The sequence below is a fragment of the Rummeliibacillus sp. TYF-LIM-RU47 genome, assembly GCF_008638315.1.
Taxonomy (GTDB): Bacteria; Bacillota; Bacilli; order Bacillales_A; family Planococcaceae; genus Rummeliibacillus; species Rummeliibacillus stabekisii.
Genome location: NZ_VVIR01000001.1, coordinates 2,083,222 through 2,101,004, shown reverse-complemented (window position 1 = coordinate 2,101,004; position 17,783 = coordinate 2,083,222). Strand labels below are relative to the sequence as shown.

At 35.9% G+C, this 17,783-nt stretch carries 22 protein-coding genes and 1 other annotated feature; of the genes, 18 read left to right on the top strand and 4 right to left on the bottom strand.

What is annotated here, in order from left to right:
* Positions 1-14: 14 nt before the first annotated feature.
* The 6 genes from F0527_RS10590 (at position 15) to F0527_RS10565 (ending at position 4,158) form a co-directional block, all read left to right on the top strand.
* Positions 15-998 (top strand): 3-oxoacyl-[acyl-carrier-protein] synthase III C-terminal domain-containing protein, encoded by a 984-nt coding sequence (locus F0527_RS10590; protein WP_150284785.1) that lies wholly within the window; start codon positions 15-17, stop codon positions 996-998.
* Between the two features lie 418 nt (positions 999-1,416).
* Entirely contained in the window at positions 1,417-1,830 is a 414-nt protein-coding gene (locus F0527_RS10585; protein ID WP_150284784.1) for an RNA polymerase sigma factor, read from the top strand.
* 74 nt (positions 1,831-1,904) lie between these two features.
* A complete protein-coding gene (locus F0527_RS10580) occupies positions 1,905-2,849 on the top strand; it encodes an anti-sigma factor (protein WP_150284783.1) in 945 nt (314 codons plus the stop codon).
* Positions 2,849-3,133, top strand: coding sequence for a hypothetical protein (locus F0527_RS10575; RefSeq protein WP_150284782.1), 285 nt, complete (start codon positions 2,849-2,851; stop codon positions 3,131-3,133). Before F0527_RS10580 ends, F0527_RS10575 begins: the two co-directional genes overlap by 1 nt.
* Before the next feature lie 119 nt (positions 3,134-3,252).
* A complete protein-coding gene (locus tag F0527_RS10570; RefSeq protein ID WP_150284781.1) occupies positions 3,253-3,750 on the top strand; it encodes a barstar family protein in 498 nt (165 codons plus the stop codon).
* A 24-nt stretch (positions 3,751-3,774) separates the two neighbouring features.
* Positions 3,775-4,158 carry a hypothetical protein gene (locus F0527_RS10565; protein WP_150284780.1) on the top strand — a complete coding sequence of 128 codons (384 nt, stop codon included), beginning with the start codon at positions 3,775-3,777 and terminating at the stop codon, positions 4,156-4,158.
* 77 nt (positions 4,159-4,235) lie between these two features.
* Here F0527_RS10565 and F0527_RS10560 read toward each other — a convergent pair whose 3' ends face one another.
* The gene (locus tag F0527_RS10560) at positions 4,236-4,958 is read right to left on the bottom strand and encodes an HAD-IIB family hydrolase (RefSeq protein WP_190323438.1); all 723 of its coding nucleotides are present in this window, start codon (positions 4,956-4,958) and stop codon (positions 4,236-4,238) included.
* The gene (locus F0527_RS10555; protein WP_223823559.1) at positions 4,939-6,147 is read right to left on the bottom strand and encodes a glycosyltransferase; all 1,209 of its coding nucleotides are present in this window, start codon (positions 6,145-6,147) and stop codon (positions 4,939-4,941) included. Before F0527_RS10555 ends, F0527_RS10560 begins: the two co-directional genes overlap by 20 nt.
* A gap of 428 nt (positions 6,148-6,575) precedes the next feature.
* Between F0527_RS10555 and infC the strand changes: the two genes are divergently transcribed.
* From infC to rplT, 3 genes are read left to right on the top strand one after another with little or no spacing between them, the layout of a single operon-like run.
* Entirely contained in the window at positions 6,576-7,082 is a 507-nt protein-coding gene (gene infC, locus F0527_RS10550) for a translation initiation factor IF-3 (RefSeq protein WP_066788772.1), read from the top strand.
* 32 nt (positions 7,083-7,114) lie between these two features.
* Entirely contained in the window at positions 7,115-7,315 is a 201-nt protein-coding gene (rpmI, locus tag F0527_RS10545) for a 50S ribosomal protein L35 (protein ID WP_066788770.1), read from the top strand.
* 42 nt (positions 7,316-7,357) lie between these two features.
* Complete coding sequence (gene rplT, locus F0527_RS10540) at positions 7,358-7,717, top strand: 50S ribosomal protein L20 (protein WP_066788767.1); 360 nt, start codon at positions 7,358-7,360, stop codon at positions 7,715-7,717.
* A gap of 108 nt (positions 7,718-7,825) precedes the next feature.
* On the opposite strand, the gene F0527_RS10535 is transcribed toward rplT, so the two are convergent.
* A complete protein-coding gene (locus F0527_RS10535; protein ID WP_066788764.1) occupies positions 7,826-8,263 on the bottom strand; it encodes an RrF2 family transcriptional regulator in 438 nt (145 codons plus the stop codon).
* A gap of 169 nt (positions 8,264-8,432) precedes the next feature.
* On the opposite strand from F0527_RS10535, the gene hmpA reads away from it, so the two are divergent.
* From hmpA to argF, 7 genes are all read left to right on the top strand, one after another.
* Positions 8,433-9,620, top strand: coding sequence for an NO-inducible flavohemoprotein (hmpA, locus tag F0527_RS10530; RefSeq protein WP_150284778.1), 1,188 nt, complete (start codon positions 8,433-8,435; stop codon positions 9,618-9,620).
* 166 nt (positions 9,621-9,786) lie between these two features.
* Entirely contained in the window at positions 9,787-10,026 is a 240-nt protein-coding gene (locus tag F0527_RS10525) for a hypothetical protein (RefSeq protein WP_147195933.1), read from the top strand.
* A gap of 413 nt (positions 10,027-10,439) precedes the next feature.
* The gene (locus F0527_RS10520; protein ID WP_150284777.1) at positions 10,440-12,080 is read left to right on the top strand and encodes a DUF5776 domain-containing protein; all 1,641 of its coding nucleotides are present in this window, start codon (positions 10,440-10,442) and stop codon (positions 12,078-12,080) included.
* Positions 12,081-12,161: 81 nt separating this feature from the next.
* Positions 12,162-12,428: a DUF1294 domain-containing protein gene (locus F0527_RS10515; RefSeq protein WP_223823558.1), complete on the top strand. Its 267-nt coding sequence runs from the start codon at positions 12,162-12,164 to the stop codon at positions 12,426-12,428.
* A 54-nt stretch (positions 12,429-12,482) separates the two neighbouring features.
* The gene (dut, locus tag F0527_RS10510) at positions 12,483-12,926 is read left to right on the top strand and encodes a dUTP diphosphatase (protein WP_066788752.1); all 444 of its coding nucleotides are present in this window, start codon (positions 12,483-12,485) and stop codon (positions 12,924-12,926) included.
* Between the two features lie 68 nt (positions 12,927-12,994).
* Positions 12,995-14,083 (top strand): M42 family metallopeptidase, encoded by a 1,089-nt coding sequence (locus tag F0527_RS10505; RefSeq protein WP_150284776.1) that lies wholly within the window; start codon positions 12,995-12,997, stop codon positions 14,081-14,083.
* Positions 14,084-14,218: 135 nt separating this feature from the next.
* A complete protein-coding gene (argF, locus tag F0527_RS10500; RefSeq protein ID WP_150284775.1) occupies positions 14,219-15,187 on the top strand; it encodes an ornithine carbamoyltransferase in 969 nt (322 codons plus the stop codon).
* Positions 15,188-15,260: 73 nt separating this feature from the next.
* Here argF and sspI read toward each other — a convergent pair whose 3' ends face one another.
* Positions 15,261-15,467: a small acid-soluble spore protein SspI gene (gene sspI / locus F0527_RS10495; RefSeq protein ID WP_066788746.1), complete on the bottom strand. Its 207-nt coding sequence runs from the start codon at positions 15,465-15,467 to the stop codon at positions 15,261-15,263.
* Positions 15,468-15,583: 116 nt separating this feature from the next.
* On the opposite strand from sspI, the gene F0527_RS10490 reads away from it, so the two are divergent.
* Both F0527_RS10490 and pheS read left to right on the top strand, forming a co-directional pair.
* Entirely contained in the window at positions 15,584-16,345 is a 762-nt protein-coding gene (locus tag F0527_RS10490) for a TrmH family RNA methyltransferase (protein ID WP_147196129.1), read from the top strand.
* Positions 16,346-16,447: 102 nt separating this feature from the next.
* Positions 16,448-16,691: a binding site (T-box leader), on the top strand.
* 46 nt (positions 16,692-16,737) lie between these two features.
* Complete coding sequence (gene pheS / locus F0527_RS10485) at positions 16,738-17,775, top strand: phenylalanine--tRNA ligase subunit alpha (RefSeq protein WP_066791894.1); 1,038 nt, start codon at positions 16,738-16,740, stop codon at positions 17,773-17,775.
* Positions 17,776-17,783 lie beyond the last annotated feature (8 nt).

Genomic DNA, 17,783 nt, shown 5'->3' with positions numbered 1-17,783 from the left:
GAGAATTTTGCAGCATGAATAATATTAAAATTAAAGATGTGGCTATTTTTCATCCTCAAAACAGTGTAGGTAATGATTATTATACTGAGCATTTTGATAAACAAGGAAAAGATGTTCGGGGTCTTTTAAAAGCAATGGGGAGAGAACGTCGATATATAAACGATGATCCAAATGAAACGCCCTTAACAATGGGAATTAAAGCGGTGAATGCTGTTTTAGAAAAATCAAAACTTACTGCAAAAGATTTGGATATGATTATTTTTACCTCACAAACGCCAGAAACTACTTTACCTTCAAATGCTATTCGATTATTTGATGCTATTAAACCGAAAGCAGAAACAATTGTATACGATTTGAATGCGAATTGTGCAGGTATGACGGTAGCACTAGAACAAGTCAGTCATTATATGAAGTCTAATACTTCGTTACAGTATGCATTAATTGTCGGAGCGGATTATTGGTCCTTAATTAGTGACCCTGAAGATCCACTATGTTATACATGCTTCGCCGATGGTGCTGCGGCTATGATTATAGAAAGAACAACAGAAGATGTTGGTTTTATTGATTCTACATATCATGTAAATACAGTTTTTGCTGAGAAAATGATGTATCCAGCAGAAGGATTAACAAAGGGGATCCGAGAAACAGGTGACTTAAAGTATGCTAGAACCATTCCATTTGATGGTGGCATAGTTCTGGATGCAACCTATGGCATGCTCGAGACTCTATTTAAAAGAAACAATGTAAATCCTAGTGAAGTAAAATACTGTTTTTCACAATTTGCATTAAGTAACATTAAGAAAATTAAAGAGCATTTTAGCTTAACTGATGAACAAGTGGTATACGTAGGGGATGAGTTTGGCTATACAGGTACAAGCAGTCCCTTTATAGCTTTACACGAAGGAGTAAAGTCTGGCCAAATAAAGCGAAATGATTATGTGATTTTCTGGACAATTGGTGCAGGGTTTGAACTCGTGGCAACACTTATAAAATACTAATCATGTTGTATTAAATAATTCACACTCATGTTAGGAAGTAATTAATACTGGAGACCTTAAACTCATAGGGGGATAAGGTCTTTTTACTATATAATAAAGATTATCGCAAGCAAAATAATGTTTATATTAAAGAAACGCACACTGGGGCACATATTTAATTTTTAACAAATTATACTTCTTATTCATTGTTAGGACAGTAAAAAATGTCGACCTTATTCTTTCTGCTTTATGAGGAAATAAGGTCTTTTTTAGTGAGCATTTATCACAATAACTATCTACCTGCTAAACGTTTGTCAGGCTTATAGAAGAACATACTTTCATTGGATTATATAATAGCCAATATATTTTCGGGGTTAAATTACAGAAAAGTGAAACGATATCAGTATTTGTGCGTTGTTTAAGTGAAGGGGAGGGAGAAATGGAGATAATTGATGAATTATTTAGTAAGTACACTAACGATTTATTTAGATTTATATATAGCTTTACACTTGATGTTCACCAATCGGAAGACATACTTCAAGAAACTTTCTATAAGGCATATATTGCGATTGATTCTTATACTGGAGAGTCAATCAAACCATGGCTTTTTACTATCGTAAAGAATACATGTATGGATTATTTTAGAAAGCAAAAGCGAATTGTAATTTCAGAGGATAATTTCTTTTTAAATCTTAAAGATAATATAGACATCGAAAATGATTATCTTTTTAAAGAAACATTCAGTGAAATTATTGCAATTATTGAAAAGTTACCTAAAGACCAAAAGAAAGCCTTAACCTTGAAAGTTTTTAAAAATTTTACTTATGAAGAAGGTGCAAATATTTGGGCATGAAGATGTCGAAATTTAAAACTTTAGTTTTTCGAGCTAGAACCAGTATTAAAAATCAGTTGAAGAGGTGAAGGAGTATGGAACCCAATTATAATGAAGAATTTGAAAAGCAAATTTTATTAAAAGCTAAAAGTAAAGCAAGGTGGAATACAATAATAGTTATTTTTTCTATTCTCTTATTATTTTTGCCTATCAGTTATTTATCTACGGTAATATTTTATAGTGTTAACAATAAGGCAAATGACCATATCTTAGCTATTGAAACTGTATATACTCTAACCGATCCGTCATTAAGAATAGATGATAATAAAGTGAAAAATGCTTTTACCCCTTTATTAGGATTGAATATTAAAGCCCCTTTATTAAAGCGTTATGGTTCTAAAATATATGAGGTAGGAGAATATTCCTCAAGTATGGGGTTTGGTAAAGCCTTCATACAATATAATAGAATGAATATACCGCGATCAAAAGGAATTAGCTTTCCATATGAATTAGTATTAAACGAGGTAGAAAAAGACTCTGATAAGCAATGGGATTCCTTGGAACGATTACCTAAGGGCACAATTGTTGAAGCGTTTTTCTTATTAGATCAATCATATAGCCCTAAAAGAATTCACCGTTTATTCGCTAACAAAACAATAAATGTCTTATGGAATGCGGTTGATACGGGTATAGAGTCTAAAATGTTAGATTCAGAGGGGGCACAGGCAACATTAATTGGTTTTCCCACGGAAAATAGGGCTCCTGAAAATTCAACATTTAGAGAGACAAATTCAGCTGAAGAGTTATTTAAAGAACAGTTGACTTTCTTGAAAAACCATCAGGAAATGGTAGATAACATTACAGGGCAACAATCTATAGCAGCAGGAGAAAGACTTTCATATATTAAAAAAAACGGAGTGAAAGTATTTGGACTTAATGTAGTTGGACCTGTGGAGGAAATCTTAAAAAATAAGAGTAATAATAAGATTAAAGGAATTAAAATTGAAGATGTTGGAACATGGGAATGGAGTGAGAATTAATGATAGAAATTATTAAGAGAAGAGATTATTTTTATCTATCCGGCATAGCTTCAATCATTCTTGGTTTTATAGGATTAGTATTTCTTAATGCCAGTTTGTTGACGAGTAGTATGTTAAATATTGCGTTCCCTCTACCGTTAATAGCAATTTGTTTAGGTATAATGGCAATTTTTAAAAAGCAAAGTAGAGTGTATGGTATTTATGGTATTAGTATCAGCATCTTTTTATTTCTCTTTGTCGTTATCCTCTCGGTTTTAAGTTTAACAATTAATTATCATCCATAAAATATTATTATTTAATGCACCTATATTATAATATAGGTATTTTTAAATCGATTTAAAAAATGCACGTATTATTGTAAACAAATAATATCAGAGCCGATACAACTTGTTAGGAGAAAAACATGAATACAATTGATTTTGAAAATATGGAAGTACTTTTTCATATGACATATGAAAAGAAATTATTTAAAAATTTATATGAACATACAATAGAATCTTACAAAAACAGTGGGAATTTTACTGCTTTAGTAGAGGGAGAGAAATGTAAAAGTTTGAGGCGCTTTTATAAAGAATTTGCGAAAAAACTTGAATTCCCCTCTTACTTCAACAATTATTGGGATTCTCTTGATGAATGTCTTAATGATTTAGAATGGCTAAATAGCAAACAATACGTGTTGTTTTTCCAAGATTTCCACTTATTATTAAGTGAAAATGATAAAATACAAAAAAGAATTTTTATGAATTTATTAGGTTCATCGGTTAAAGAATGGAGAGAAGGAAGGAATTATGATTCGTTTCCTACTTTACCTAGCCCTTTCCATATTGTTATTCATGGGGATGATGCTGTATTGAATGAACTAAAATCCAATAAGGAAATAAATGAAATTCATTTATTCTAGTTACAAATATAAAAGAGGGTAAGTATGGGGTATAAAAAAACTGTTTATCTTGCAACTTTCTTTTCAGAAATAAAATGTCATAGTAAAGCCATTTTAACTCTGAAAAACGGTTTGGATACATTGACTGATAAAAGAGAGAGATCAAGCGTTATGATTAATATAGGAATGGAGTTAACAAAAATTAAGAAGTATAAAGAGGCAGTTAAATACTTTCATAAAGGATTATCAATGGTAGAAAATGAAGTTTTAGAATACCATCCAACCTTTATATATTTCCTTAAAATTATCCATGATTATGGAGAAAATGGAGTTTATCAAAAATGGTACTATAATTTTATTAATCGTGTATCCTATGATAAGAAATTTAAACGAATTATAAAAAAATGTGATGAACCAGTACCTAGATAAACTAATTCTAAATTAACTCTGTATCATTTGAAGACAATATAAAACGGCTTTCGTGTATTCGAACGAAAGCCGCTTTCTTATTTCTTCACAAGTGAATAGAAATGTTCCCAACCTTCTAATATACCTGCAGCAAATTCATGTTCTGCAAAGTGAATGTTTGGATAACCGCGTAGTTTTTCGAGTTCAGGCTGATGGTTAGCAACGACGACAGCTGGAAATCCTTGAGTTAGCATATCTTCGTCATTTCCTGAATCACCTGCTGCAAGTACTCTTGCTGTTTCGGATGCATATTGTTCTATTACATATTGCAGAGCAGAGCCTTTATTAGCCCCTTCTGGCAATATATCAAAGTCTTTCCCTGAACTATATATGCAATGGCAAGGGATCTCTGCATTTTTTAGTTGAAGTTTAGCTGCTTCTACTATATTTTCATCTTGAATGGTGTAGGATAGGCGATTTTCATTAGGTACAGGATGTTTTGCAATTGAAGGAAGGAAGGTCATGATGAATTTGATATGTTCCGGTTCCCAGTGTGCCTGTGTTTTCTGTTTCCAGCCAATATCTTGTTGGAAATCAGGCCCTGTGTAGATGGTAGCCCCGGCATCGCAAACCAAAATATCCGGCAGGGGAATCTCATGTGCTTCTAACAATTGTAGTGTAGATTGTTTGTGCCTACCTGTAATAAAAATAGTAGAGAATGATCCTTCTATTGTATGAAGCAGTGTACGAAGAGCTTCTTCGTCACCAACTAATGTATTATCTAAATCAGTTGCAATAATGTTATTTTTGAATGCATTCATGTTGTAACTCCTTATAGATAGTGCTGATTTGGCCAGCAATTTCGCACCAGTCAAATTGCTTTTCAGCATTTGTTTTAGCATTATACCCAAGCACTTTATTTAATGCTTCATTGTTTAAGAGGATATTCATTGCCTCAGCGAATTTTTCAGCATCGCCTCTCGCTACATGAAGACCAGTCCGTCTAGGGAGAACGACATCTTGCAATCCGCCAACTTTAGAAGCAATAACTGGGCAACCGCATGCTTGTGCTTCAGCTGCCACCATGCCGAATGATTCGTAGAATGATGGAACAATAGTTGCAATGGCATTGCGATAATAATCGGCAAGTTCTTTTTCTGTTTTTGGCCCTAAGAATAGGATACGATCTTCAAATCCTTTAATTGCCTCGCGTAAATCTTTGTTTTTAGGATCGTTTGTCATGTGATCGATGGCATTTTTACTGCCACCTATAACAAATAATTTAATGTCATCAGGCACTTGATGGTTCTGTAATAATAATTTGAAGGCTTCAAGTAAGACATAAATGCCCTTTGGTTTTTCCAAACGGCCGACATATAAGTAGTATGGATCCTGATGTAGATTAAGCGGGGTCTCAATATACCTTGCAGATACGCCAATGGAAACCACTTTGATAGGAGCAGGGGATGGAACTGTGCTCTCAATCAACTCTTTTTCATTTTGAGTGGTAGCAATAATTTCATCAGCTTCTGTAAGCACCTTGTTCTCCATTTGAAGACGAATTTGACTTGCTTCGCCAATACCATTTTTCTTAGCTATGCCGAGTGAATGATTAGTGTGCACCCATGGAATGCTAAATTCATTCTTGAGCATGCTGCCTAAAATACCTGACATCCAGTAATGCGTGTGTACGAGTGAGTATTCCTCTATATGAATCAGCTGTAGCATCTCTTTATAAAAAGCAGGCAGTAAGTCAAAGATTTTTTCTTTTTCAATGGCTCCTATATGACCTGCAGCAATGCGAATAACGCGATTATTCTTTCCGAAATGTTCTATTTGAGGCGACTGTGCATTTGACCAATGTGTAATCACATCTACTTCATAATCTTTTTCTTCTAAAGCCAGCGCCAGTTGTTTAACATAGTTGTTTTGCCCGCCTGCTTGTTTACTACCAAGTGGAACAAGCGGATCACCATGTTCTGAAATAAATAATATTTTTTGTTTCAACATTTTTCTCTCCCCCACTAAAGTAATTAATAAAATTTCTGAAAACCTAGCATATGTTGTTCTATAGCCTTTTAGACTGAAATTGAAACATTGCGGAGAAAGAAAGCAAGAGTTTGTGTCGAGAAAAAGAAGATTTGTATTATTAATTGACAGTGTTTTGCGAGCATGTTATTATAGTTAAGGTTATGAATACAAGTTTGTGGTTGAAGTAGAGGCTGCCCGCTTCTCACCTGTTCGATTTTTGATGTTGACAGGTACTATGATAGAACGGATCACGCATTTTCGCGTGTACATATATCTCGCGGGCGGACATTTCGACTAATGTCCGCCTTTTTTTGTGGACATCGAAAGTACCGTACCGATCATCGGGCAACTAGCCCAAACCATGTATTCGCGACACTACTTGGAGGTGGATTGTTATTAGCAAAGACATGTATGTAAACGAAGGCATTCGCGCACGTGAACTTCGTGTAATCGACCATAATGGTGATCAGCTTGGAGTAAAAACACGCAATGAAGCCTTGACAATTGCAGAACGTGCAAATTTGGATCTTGTCCTTGTGGCTCCTCAAGCCAAGCCACCAGTAGCTCGTATCATGGATTATGGTAAATTCAAATTCGAGCAACAAAAGAAAGATCGCGAAGTACGCAAAAACCAAAAAGTCATCGTGATGAAAGAAGTAAGATTAAGTCCTACAATCGATGAACACGATTTCCAAACAAAATTGCGTAACGGAATTAAGTTCCTTGAAAAAGGGGACAAAGTAAAAGCTTCTATCCGCTTTAAAGGCCGTGCGATTACGCACAAAGAAATTGGCCAAAAAGTATTAGATCGCTTTGCAGAAGCTTGTGCCGACGTTGCAACGGTTGAACAAAAACCGAAAATGGAAGGCAGAAGTATGTTCTTAGTGCTTCAACCTAAGAACGAGAAAAAATAAGTTTTAGTCGAACAGTTTAGGAGGAATTCGAAATGCCAAAAATGAAAACTCACCGTGGCGCAGCTAAACGTTTCAAAAAAACGGGTACTGGTAAATTAAAATATGACCGTGCTTACGGCAGCCACTTATTCGCAAACAAATCTACAAAAGCTAAACGTCACCTACGTAAAGCTAACATCGTTTCACCTGGTGACTACAAACGCATTAAATCTTTACTTACAAACATTAAATAATAATATAATATATTCAGTAATGAATAGCAGGAGGTAATTTGTATGCCACGCGTAAAAGGCGGTACTGTAACACGCGCTCGTCGTAAAAAAGTTTTAAAATTAGCTAAAGGTTACTTTGGCTCTAAACATACATTATATAAAGTTGCTAACCAAGCAGTAATGAAATCTGGTCAATATGCTTATCGTGACCGTCGTCAAAAGAAACGTGATTTCCGTAAACTATGGATCACACGTATCAATGCTGCTGCTCGCATCAACGGTCTTTCTTACAGCCGTTTAATGCACGGTTTAAAAGTAGCTGAAATCGAAGTTAACCGTAAAATGTTAGCTGATCTTGCTGTAAACGATGCAGCTGCATTCGCTCAATTAGCAGACGCTGCTAAAAAAGCTGTTGCGAAATAATTATAAAAAAAGCCTATGATTAACTTCATAGGTTTTTTTGTGCCTTTTTTTGATAATAAAAAACCTTCGTTCTTGTCCAAACGAAAGGTTTTTTTATTATATATTGAGCTAATCATTAAACAATATAGCAGCGATTTCCTCTTTTGAATGAAGAAAATCGGCTAATGTATATTCATCCAAGACCGACATATATGCATGGAGGGCTTTATTTAGTGCGCCCTTTAAGCTGCATACAGGTGAAATGATACACCCAACGGATTCCGGGTTGAAGCAATCGACTAAATAGAGATCTTCTTCTGTTTCCCGAATCACTTTGCCTAGTACAATTTCTTCTGGTTTTAATGCAAGACGAATACCGCCGCCGCGGCCTCTTATTGTTTCTATATATCCAAGTTTGCCCAGCTCATGTGTCACTTTCATTAAGTGATTTTTTGATATGCCATAGGCTTCTGATATTTCTTTGATTGTGGCTAATTTTTCTGCATCCATCGCACCGAGGTAGAGGAGGACACGTAAAGAGTAATCAGTATACAAAGTTAATCGCATGAGGATCACCACCATTTCTATATATCCATTATACCATGTTAGACTGAATTCATCTTTTTTAAAAGATATATTTGAAATATGTCTTTTTTGTTAAAGATGTATTTATAATATTGCTTTAAGAATTAGATAGGTGTATCTTTGAGTTGTTAAAAGAAAAGGAGTGTTTGATATGTTATCACAACAAACTATGGATATTGTAAAATCAACTGCACCAGTATTAGAAGTACACGGAAATAATATTACAAAAACCTTCTATAAAAATATGTTCGCAGCACATCCTGAATTATTAAATATTTTCAACCATGCAAACCAAGCAAAAGGACGTCAACAAGCAGCACTAGCAAACACAGTGTATGCAGCTGCTGTACACATTGAAAATCTTGGTGCTATTATGCCGGTTGTTAAACAAATTGCACATAAACACAGAAGTTTAGGTATTAAACCAGAACATTATCCAATTGTTGGCGAACATTTACTAGGTGCAATTAAAGAAGTGTTAGGTGATGCAGCAACAGATGATATCATTAATGCATGGGCAGAAGCATACGGCGTCATCGCAGATGCATTCATCTCTGTAGAAGAAGAAATGTACCAAGAAGCTGAAAAACAACAAGGTGGTTGGAGATTCTTTAAAGAATTCGAAATCGCTAATAAAGTAGTAGAGAATGAAGAAATTACATCATTCTACCTAAAACCAGTAGATGGTAAAGTATTGCCAGAATATCAACCAGGTCAATATATCACAGTCCAAGTAACAATCCCTGGTGATGAATTTACTCACAATCGTCAATATAGCTTATCTAGAGCTTCAAATAACGAAGCATTCCGTATCTCAGTAAAACGGGAAGACATTAATGACCCAGAAGGTAAAGTGTCTCTATACTTGCACAACCAAGCTAAAGTAGGAGACCGCATCCAAGTAAGCGCACCAGCTGGCGACTTCCAATTAGATTTAGCTTCTAAAGCGCCAGTAACATTTATCGCAGGCGGCGTGGGCATTACACCTCTAATGGCAATGTTCGACACATTAGCAGCACTTGATGCAAACAGAACAACAACATTGATTCATAGCGCTCGTACTTCTAACTTGCATGTATTTGATAACGAGATCCAAGAAAATATTGCGAAAATGTCAAATGCAAGTTATATCGCATTAAATACAGATGAAGTAGGCTATATCACAAAAGAATTCTTACAAGAAAATGTGAGTCTTGAAAATGATGTATATGTGTGTGGTCCAGCTGTATTTATGGAAGCTATTATCAACCAGTTGTATGCATTAGGCTTCAAGGAATCACAAATTCACTTTGAATTCTTCGGACCTGCACAACAATTGAACGTTACTGTTAAGGCATAATTAAATGCTACTCAATTAAGGGCTGATGCTTCGGCCCTTGATTTTTTAGATTGAATAGTAAAGCTACTAACTGTTAAACAAACAAGTATTCCCCTGTTTGGTTTGATGATATAATGGAAGAAGATCATTAAAGGTCTGAAAATTAACTTTATTAAGGAGAGTTAAGATGGATAAACAAGGTCAAGAAATGTTTTTGCGCTTTATTTTACAACGAGTTCAAGAGGGAAAAGAAGAGGAAGCAAGAGAAATTCTTTTAGAAAATTTCAAAAAACAAGATGAGGGAACATTTTCACAAGAAGATATTCAAGAATTCATTCCGAAAATGATTGCTCTATTAAAACCTGAAAAACTAGAAGAAGTTAAAGCAGCGGTAAAACAATTTTCAGGGAGCTTTGGCGAAAAATAAAATATAGCTATCTTATAAGGACATTTAAAAGGCAAGATTTCGTTTCTACGATATCTCGCTTTTTTATATTAAGAAATCATTCCTAATTTAAAATGAACGAAATGTCGAACGATAGCATTATACATATGTAACGCATCAACTACTAGATGAGATGGCCTATAATTGTAAAGTACTATTGTAAAAAAATATTGTAAACAAACATCCAGGTTAAATTTATCTAAAAAAAATACTATAACTAGTTCAAATTGTATTCTTATTTTACAAGATAAGCATAATTTTTATATTTAAATGAGACGTAATTGTAAGTTTTGTAACAATATTGATAAAAATATTACCTGTTAATTCTACTAAAATTTTGCTATCCTTAGTAAGGTCAATATTTAGTAATATTACTAATACTAGGAGGAATAGGAATGAGGATTCTTAAAAATATAGTTATGCTAATGGCAGTAGCTATATTTTGTTTAGTAGGTACAAATGTCGCATTAGCTAAAGAACCTGTCATCGCAGATATATCGAAATGGCAAGGAAATATTAATTGGAGTCAAGCAAGTAAGGATTTGGATTTTGTCATTATCCGTACTCAAGACGGTAGTTTAGAAGATTCATATCATAAGAGCTATGAAAAATCAGCACAAGAACACGGAATTCCATTCGGCGTATATGGTTATGCGCGTTACACAAATAAAGCGCAAGCTGAAGAAGAAGCCGTTAATTTTTATACAAGAGCTAGCAAGCAAACAAAATTCTATGTAGTTGATGTAGAAGCTACTGATAGTGGTTTCACAAGAAGCGATATTGTCGCAAATACAACAGCTTTCATAAACAAACTAAAAGCCATTAGCAATAAACCTGTAGGTCTTTATACAGGTGACGCTTACTATAAACAATATGGTTTGCAAAACGTAAAAAACAGAGATTTCCTATGGATTGCACGCTACGGTAACAATGATGATGTAGCTGAGAATTGGGAAAAGCCAACAGTGGAAGATTATGATCTTTGGCAGTATACTAGCCAAGGGAATGTTTTGGGTATTGCTGGAAATGTGGATTTGAATAAGCTGAAAGATGGCAAGACGCTAGAAACTTTCTTCAAACCTGATATCACTTTAGCAGGAACTTCAAGCTATTATCGTACAAACCCTAAAAAAATTGTAGTGAAAAAGAGCTCTGCAACCCTTTATAACAGTGTGAACTTTTCTTCATCTACAAAAGTTAAAACAGTAAAAGCAAACACAATTCTATCTACTAAAGCTGTAAAATATACGAAGAGTGGAACGCCACGCCTTCAAACAACAGATGGCAAGTACATTACTGCAAATCGAAAATATGTAACAAAAGTAGTTTCAAATATTAGTGATTTTTATACAACACCACCTGCAAAAATTGTTGTTTCTAAAGCTAGTGGCGCTAGTACTTATAGTACCACAAACTTTACTTCTTTAAACAAGTTGAGAACATTACCTAAAAATACATTGATTGATATTACAGGTGTTGAATATACAGCAGGCGGCACACCAAGATTAAGAACAGCTAATGACACGTATATTACAGCTAACAAACAGTATGTTAAAAAGGTTATATCTTCAATTGACAATTACTATACAGAAGCACCAGAAAAAGTAGTTATCCAAAAAGATAATGTAACACACTATAATAGCACGACATTTAACAGTGATACAAAAACAGGTAGCTATGATAAAGGTGATGTTGTAAACATTACAGATGTTGAATATACAGCAGGCGGCACACCTAGATTAAAAACTAGCAAAGGCACATATATCACTGCAAATAAAGCATATGTGATAAAAACAATCTCAACAGTTGACAATTACTTCACTAAAACACCTGAGAAAGTGATTGTAACAAAAGCCTCTGCAACTTTATACAACAGTACAGTATTCTCATCAGCTACAACTGTTAAAACTATCAAAAAAGGCACGGTCCTTGATATTGCCGGAATCGCATTTGATAAAAATGGTACACCACGATTGAAAACTACTTCAGGCCAATACTTAACAGCCAACAAATCGTATGTACAGGAAACAAAATAATTGATTCCAAAACACGCCATTCAGCAATAGATTGAATGGCGTTTTTATTTTTATAAATATCACATAAGGGAGAACTCTATTTTGAAATCTACCTATTATATAATCTATTTTATTGTTATCTCATTCATTGGTTTTGTCACAATGGGGGTGGATAAAAGAAAGGCAATTTATAAGCGATGGCGTATCCCTGAAAAAAGGTTATGGTTTATTGCCTTGATAGGTGGTGCTGTTGGAACATGGCTAGGCATGATGGTATTTCATCATAAATCGCGAAGAATTCATTTTGTTATCGGTTTTACAGTTTTAGCAATTATCGATATTAGTATAATGTTATTTCTTTTCAATTGATTTCTTTTTCGATACGATGGAGAAGAAATATTTATAAAAGGCAGGTTAAAAAAGATGGATTATTCATTAACATTAAAAATACAACGCATACATAAAGATGCCAAAATACCATATCGCGCCAATCCTGGGGACGCAGGTTTAGATTTATTTGCTGTGGAAGATACCGTGATCAAAGCGGGTGAATCTGCGTTAATACCAACTGGTATTATCATTGAATTGCCTATGGGGACAGAAGCACAAATACGACCTAGAAGCGGCTTAGCATTAAAGCATTCCGTAACGGTGCTAAATAGCCCTGGTACAATCGATGAAGGATATAGAGGCGAAATCAAAATTATATTAATTAATCATGGACAAGAGGATTTCTTAGTAGAAAAGCATATGCGAATCGCTCAAATGGTAATTGCACCAGTATTAGCTGTGAATCTTGAAGAAGTAAAAGAAGTTTCTCAGTCAGACCGTTCCCAAAAAGGATTTGGTTCTTCAGGCAAGTTTTAATTTTATTTTGAAAATTACCACTGTTAGCATTATAATGAATAAGTATTGATACTTAGGGGGGCGAAATAGTGGTTGTATTAGATGAAACTTTAACGATGTTTAAAGAATTAACAGATGCACGCGGTATTGCGGGTAACGAAAAAGAAGCACGCGATGTTATGACAAAGTACTTGAAGCCATATGCAGATAAAGTGGAGAATGACAATCTTGGCAGCGTGATTGCAGAAAAAGTCGGAAATCCAGATGGACCGAAAATTATGCTTGCAGGGCATTTAGATGAAATCGGCTTTATGATCACGCAAATTGATGACAAGGGATTTTTGAAATTCCAAACGGTTGGCGGCTGGTGGTCGCAAGTAATGCTTGCTCAGCGTGTCCAAATCGTAACACGTAAAGGTGAAACAATTGTGGGTGTTATCGGTTCAAAACCTCCGCATATCTTGCCGGCATCAGCACGTAAGCAACCTTATGAAATTAAAGATATGTTTATTGATATCGGTGCATCTTCTAAGGAAGAAGCGGAATCATGGGGAGTACGTCCAGGCGATATGGTAACGCCATACTTTGAATTTACTGTCATGAAAAATGAAAAACACTTACTTGCAAAAGCGTGGGATAATCGCATTGGTTGTGCGATTGCTATTGAGGTATTAAAAGGATTAAAAGATGAACAACATCCAAACATCGTCTACAGCTGCGGCGTAGTGCAAGAAGAAGTAGGACTACGTGGTGCAAAAACAGCTACACATAAAATTAACCCGGATATCGGTTTTGCAGTCGATGTCGGCATTGCAGGAGATACACCAGGAGTAACGCCAAAAGAATCAAACAGCAAAATGGGTGACGGACCACAAATCATTATTTATGATGCGTCTATGGTTGCTCATAGAGGTTTAAGAGACTTGGTTGTCGATACAGCTAAAGAAAATAATATTCCTTATCAATATGAAGCAATTCCTGGTGGAGGTACAGATGCAGGTTCTATACATTTAACAGCAAATGGTGTGCCAGCTTTATCTATTGGAATTGCTACACGATATATTCACTCGCATGCAGGAATCTTACACCGTGATGATTTTGACAACACAGTAAAATTAATCATAGAAGTCATCAAAAAACTAGATCGCGAGACTGTGAATAACATTATTTTTGATTAGTCATTCTGAAAAGGGAAGTCAAAACTTATTGGCTTCCTTTTTTGTATGTTTAAAATATCATAAAAATACACTTGAATTTATAATTATACATATATACAATAGACAATAACCAAATAGTTGGAAGGGGATGTACAGATGAAATTGCTGGATAAGAGTCAATTGAGAACAGTCACGTCGTTGAAAGGTAAAGATTTGTTGGATTTAGGGGATTGCACAAGTTTAGAAGTAAGCCAGCTTATAGAGCTGGCCGTTAAGCTGAAAAAAGCAACAAAAGAAGGCGCTTGTCCTCCGTTATTAGAAGGCAAAACGCTAGGGATGATTTTCGAAAAAAGCTCGACGCGTACCCGTGTTTCCTTTGAGGTAGCGATGAATCAGCTTGGCGGAAAAAGTATGTATATGAATGCAAACGATCTTCAACTTGGTCGTGGTGAGTCGATTTCAGATACAGGTCTTGTTCTCTCAGGCTATTTAGAAGGCATCATGATTCGGGCAAATTCTCATGAGAAAGTAGTTGAGCTTGCAAAACATGCATCCATTCCTGTTATTAATGGACTTACAGACCTTGCTCATCCTTGCCAAGCATTAGCTGATTTGGAGACAATTTATGAAGTGAAAGGGACATTCAAAGGACTTAAACTTGCCTACATAGGCGATGGTAATAATGTTGTCCACTCATTAATGAATGCCTGCGCACATGTTGGGATGGATTTAGCTATTGCTACACCAAAAGGGTATGAACCTAACCAAGATATCATGAACGAGGCCAAAAACATTGCATCAGCAAATGATTGTACCATTCTGCATACGTTTGATCCGATTGAAGCGGCATCAAATGCTGATATCATCTATACCGATGTTTGGACTTCAATGGGGCAAGAAGATGAATGCGAGAAACGCCTGCAAGATTTTAAGGAATTCCAAATAAATGATGCACTTGTTGCACATGCTAAATCCGATTATATATTTATGCATTGTTTGCCTGCACATCGCGAAGAAGAAGTGACTTCGTCTATTATTGATAGCAGCCATTCTGTTATCTACCAGCAAGCAGAAAATCGTCTTCATGCTCAAAAAGCACTGCTTGTCTCTATATTAGCCGATTAAGCAATAATAGAAAATCTTTCTCGTACGATAGAAAAAGTAGCAGCTTCTTATGGAAGAAGTGCTACTTTTTGGTTTAAGCGAAAGCTCTTGAAAGTTCGTTCATGAAAGAATCTTGTTCTTTTTTATCAGCTTGCTGCCACCATGTTTCAAAGAATACGCCAAGACCTGGAAGTAAATGTTCTTCACCGCGTTTAATCGCATCTTCCACAATATTTTTTAATTCGTCTGGGCTGTTTCCTGTCACATTATGCTTAATGGCATCGCGTATTTGGAAATTCATTCGGCATCCCTCCTGACAATATTTTTGCCATTTACTCGATTGTTATACATACTTTTGTTAAACTGAAAGAGAGTAATGATTACGAAGTATTAACAGAGGTAAAGGCGGAAAGAATGATGAAAAGAATAGAATCTCCCCAAAATTCACTTGTGAAGTATTGGAAGAAGCTAACGACAACACGTAAAGAGCGTGATCGTTCAGGTGAATTTATAATAGAAGGTTTCCATTTGATTGAAGAAGCTTTGAAAAGTAATGTAGATATATTAAACCTAATCATCCGAGAAGATGTTGAAATTCCTTCCCATTGGAATCTGGATCAGCTTTTTATTGTGGAAGTAACTCCGCAGGTAGCAGCAGAATTTTCGGAAACTGAACATTCCCAAGGTATCTTCGCTCATGTGAAAAAACCGAGTACACAAGATTCAGAAAAAGCTAGCTGGACCAAATTGTTGCTAATTGATGCCGTGCAAGATCCAGGCAATGTGGGCACTATGATCCGTACTGCGGACGCTGCTGGCATTGATGCTGTAATTTTAGGCAAGGGTACAGCAGATCCTTATAATCCAAAGACTGTCCGCTCTACACAAGGCTCCATTTTTCATATCCCTGTTATCACTGGTGATTTAACAGAATGGATTGATACCTCGAAGGAGAAAGGAATTCCGGTTTATGGAACTGCATTACAAAATGCTGTTTTATATCATGAGGTAAAAAAAGAAGGCAAATTTGCTTTAATTATGGGCAATGAAGGTGCAGGCATACATGAAGATTTGTTGGCTAAAACGGATAAAAATGTCATAATCCCTATACTGGGTCAAGCTGAATCTTTAAATGTAGCTGTTGCGACGGGTATCGTACTGTATTATTTCGCTACCTAAACGAATGGAAAATCCATAAATATGTGTGTGATTGTTCGCATAAAAAGAATTTCTTGATGTCATGTAGTGGATTGATTATAATGAATCTGTATAAGGATAATAAAAAATGCAAAGATCGGGAAGAGTACATTTTACAAGCATTTTAGGGAGTGCATGCCTGTGACTGGAAGCATGTGCAATGCAAGTTAAATGGAAGTTCACCCCGTTAGCAGCCGCCAGGACCAGCAATATGCTGTAAAGGTGAGCCGGTGAATAACCGTTAAATCAATGAAGTGGTTGCATGGTGTCCCAACTGGCACATCTGCAATAACTAGGGTGGTATCGCGAAGTATTCCTCGTCCCTTTTTAGGGGCGGGGTTTTTTTATTTTTGGAAGGAGGAATTAATTTGGCAATGCTAGAACAATTAACTCAGCTAAAAGAAGAAGCATTAAGCAAGGTTTCGGCTGCTGAGGACATGAAACAATTAAATGAAGTGCGTGTAGCATTTCTAGGGAAAAAAGGTCCCATCACAGAGTTATCAAAAGGGATGGGAAAACTACCTGCAGATGAACGTCCAAAAATGGGCGCTTTAGTCAATGAGGTGCGTGCAGAAGTACAGCAAGCGCTAGATGCTCGTAAAGTGGAACTAGAAGAAGTGGCGATCAATGAGCAGTTAGCGAAGGAAGCAATTGATATTACATTGCCAGGACGCCCAGTTAAAGTTGGTGGAGCTCATCCTTTAACACGTGTGATTGAAGAAATTGAAGATCTATTTATCTCTATGGGATATGAAGTGGCAGAAGGGCCAGAAGTGGAGAAAGATTACTACAACTTTGAGGCGCTCAACTTGCCAAAAGGTCATCCTGCAAGAGATATGCAAGATACTTTCTATATATCTGAAGAAATCCTTCTTCGTACACATACATCACCTGTGCAAGCTCGTACAATGGAAGCGAAAAAAGGTGAATCAATTAAAATCATTTGTCCAGGGAAGGTTTTCCGACGCGATAATGATGATGCAACACATTCACACCAGTTTACTCAGATCGAAGGCCTAGTGGTTGGCGAAAATATCCGGATGAGCGATTTAAAAGGTACATTAGATCTTTTTGCAAAGAAAATGTTTGGCGACGACCGTGAGATTCGTTTGCGTCCAAGCTTCTTCCCTTTCACAGAGCCATCAGTTGAGATGGATATCTCTTGTTTTAAATGTGGAGGAGAGGGTTGTAATGTCTGCAAACATACGGGCTGGATTGAAATCCTTGGAGCAGGTATGGTCCATCCTAATGTATTAACTATGGCAGGTTATGATCCGAAAAAAGTATCAGGATTTGCTTTTGGTATGGGACCAGAGCGTATTGCCATGCTGAAATACGGTGTAGATGATATACGCCATTTCTATACAAATGATGTACGCTTTTTATCACAATTCCATCGCGTGGAAGAGTAAGGAGGAAG

Excerpts from the sequence above, each read along its gene's own strand:
- F0527_RS10590 (WP_150284785.1), top strand. The coding sequence starts at position 15 with ATGAATAATATTAAAATTAAAGATGTGGCTATTTTTCATCCTCAAAAC.
- F0527_RS10585 (WP_150284784.1), top strand. The coding sequence starts at position 1,417 with ATGGAGATAATTGATGAATTATTTAGTAAGTACACTAACGATTTATTT.
- F0527_RS10580 (WP_150284783.1), top strand. The coding sequence starts at position 1,905 with ATGGAACCCAATTATAATGAAGAATTTGAAAAGCAAATTTTATTAAAA.
- F0527_RS10575 (WP_150284782.1), top strand. The coding sequence starts at position 2,849 with ATGATAGAAATTATTAAGAGAAGAGATTATTTTTATCTATCCGGCATA.
- F0527_RS10570 (WP_150284781.1), top strand. The coding sequence starts at position 3,253 with ATGAATACAATTGATTTTGAAAATATGGAAGTACTTTTTCATATGACA.
- F0527_RS10565 (WP_150284780.1), top strand. The coding sequence starts at position 3,775 with ATGGGGTATAAAAAAACTGTTTATCTTGCAACTTTCTTTTCAGAAATA.
- F0527_RS10560 (WP_190323438.1), bottom strand. The coding sequence starts at position 4,958 with ATGAATGCATTCAAAAATAACATTATTGCAACTGATTTAGATAATACA.
- F0527_RS10555 (WP_223823559.1), bottom strand. The coding sequence starts at position 6,147 with ATGTTGAAACAAAAAATATTATTTATTTCAGAACATGGTGATCCGCTT.
- infC (WP_066788772.1), top strand. The coding sequence starts at position 6,576 with ATGTATGTAAACGAAGGCATTCGCGCACGTGAACTTCGTGTAATCGAC.
- rpmI (WP_066788770.1), top strand. The coding sequence starts at position 7,115 with ATGCCAAAAATGAAAACTCACCGTGGCGCAGCTAAACGTTTCAAAAAA.
- rplT (WP_066788767.1), top strand. The coding sequence starts at position 7,358 with ATGCCACGCGTAAAAGGCGGTACTGTAACACGCGCTCGTCGTAAAAAA.
- F0527_RS10535 (WP_066788764.1), bottom strand. The coding sequence starts at position 8,263 with ATGCGATTAACTTTGTATACTGATTACTCTTTACGTGTCCTCCTCTAC.
- hmpA (WP_150284778.1), top strand. The coding sequence starts at position 8,433 with ATGTTATCACAACAAACTATGGATATTGTAAAATCAACTGCACCAGTA.
- F0527_RS10525 (WP_147195933.1), top strand. The coding sequence starts at position 9,787 with ATGGATAAACAAGGTCAAGAAATGTTTTTGCGCTTTATTTTACAACGA.
- F0527_RS10520 (WP_150284777.1), top strand. The coding sequence starts at position 10,440 with ATGAGGATTCTTAAAAATATAGTTATGCTAATGGCAGTAGCTATATTT.
- dut (WP_066788752.1), top strand. The coding sequence starts at position 12,483 with ATGGATTATTCATTAACATTAAAAATACAACGCATACATAAAGATGCC.
- argF (WP_150284775.1), top strand. The coding sequence starts at position 14,219 with ATGAAATTGCTGGATAAGAGTCAATTGAGAACAGTCACGTCGTTGAAA.
- sspI (WP_066788746.1), bottom strand. The coding sequence starts at position 15,467 with ATGAATTTCCAAATACGCGATGCCATTAAGCATAATGTGACAGGAAAC.
- F0527_RS10490 (WP_147196129.1), top strand. The coding sequence starts at position 15,584 with ATGAAAAGAATAGAATCTCCCCAAAATTCACTTGTGAAGTATTGGAAG.
- pheS (WP_066791894.1), top strand. The coding sequence starts at position 16,738 with ATGCTAGAACAATTAACTCAGCTAAAAGAAGAAGCATTAAGCAAGGTT.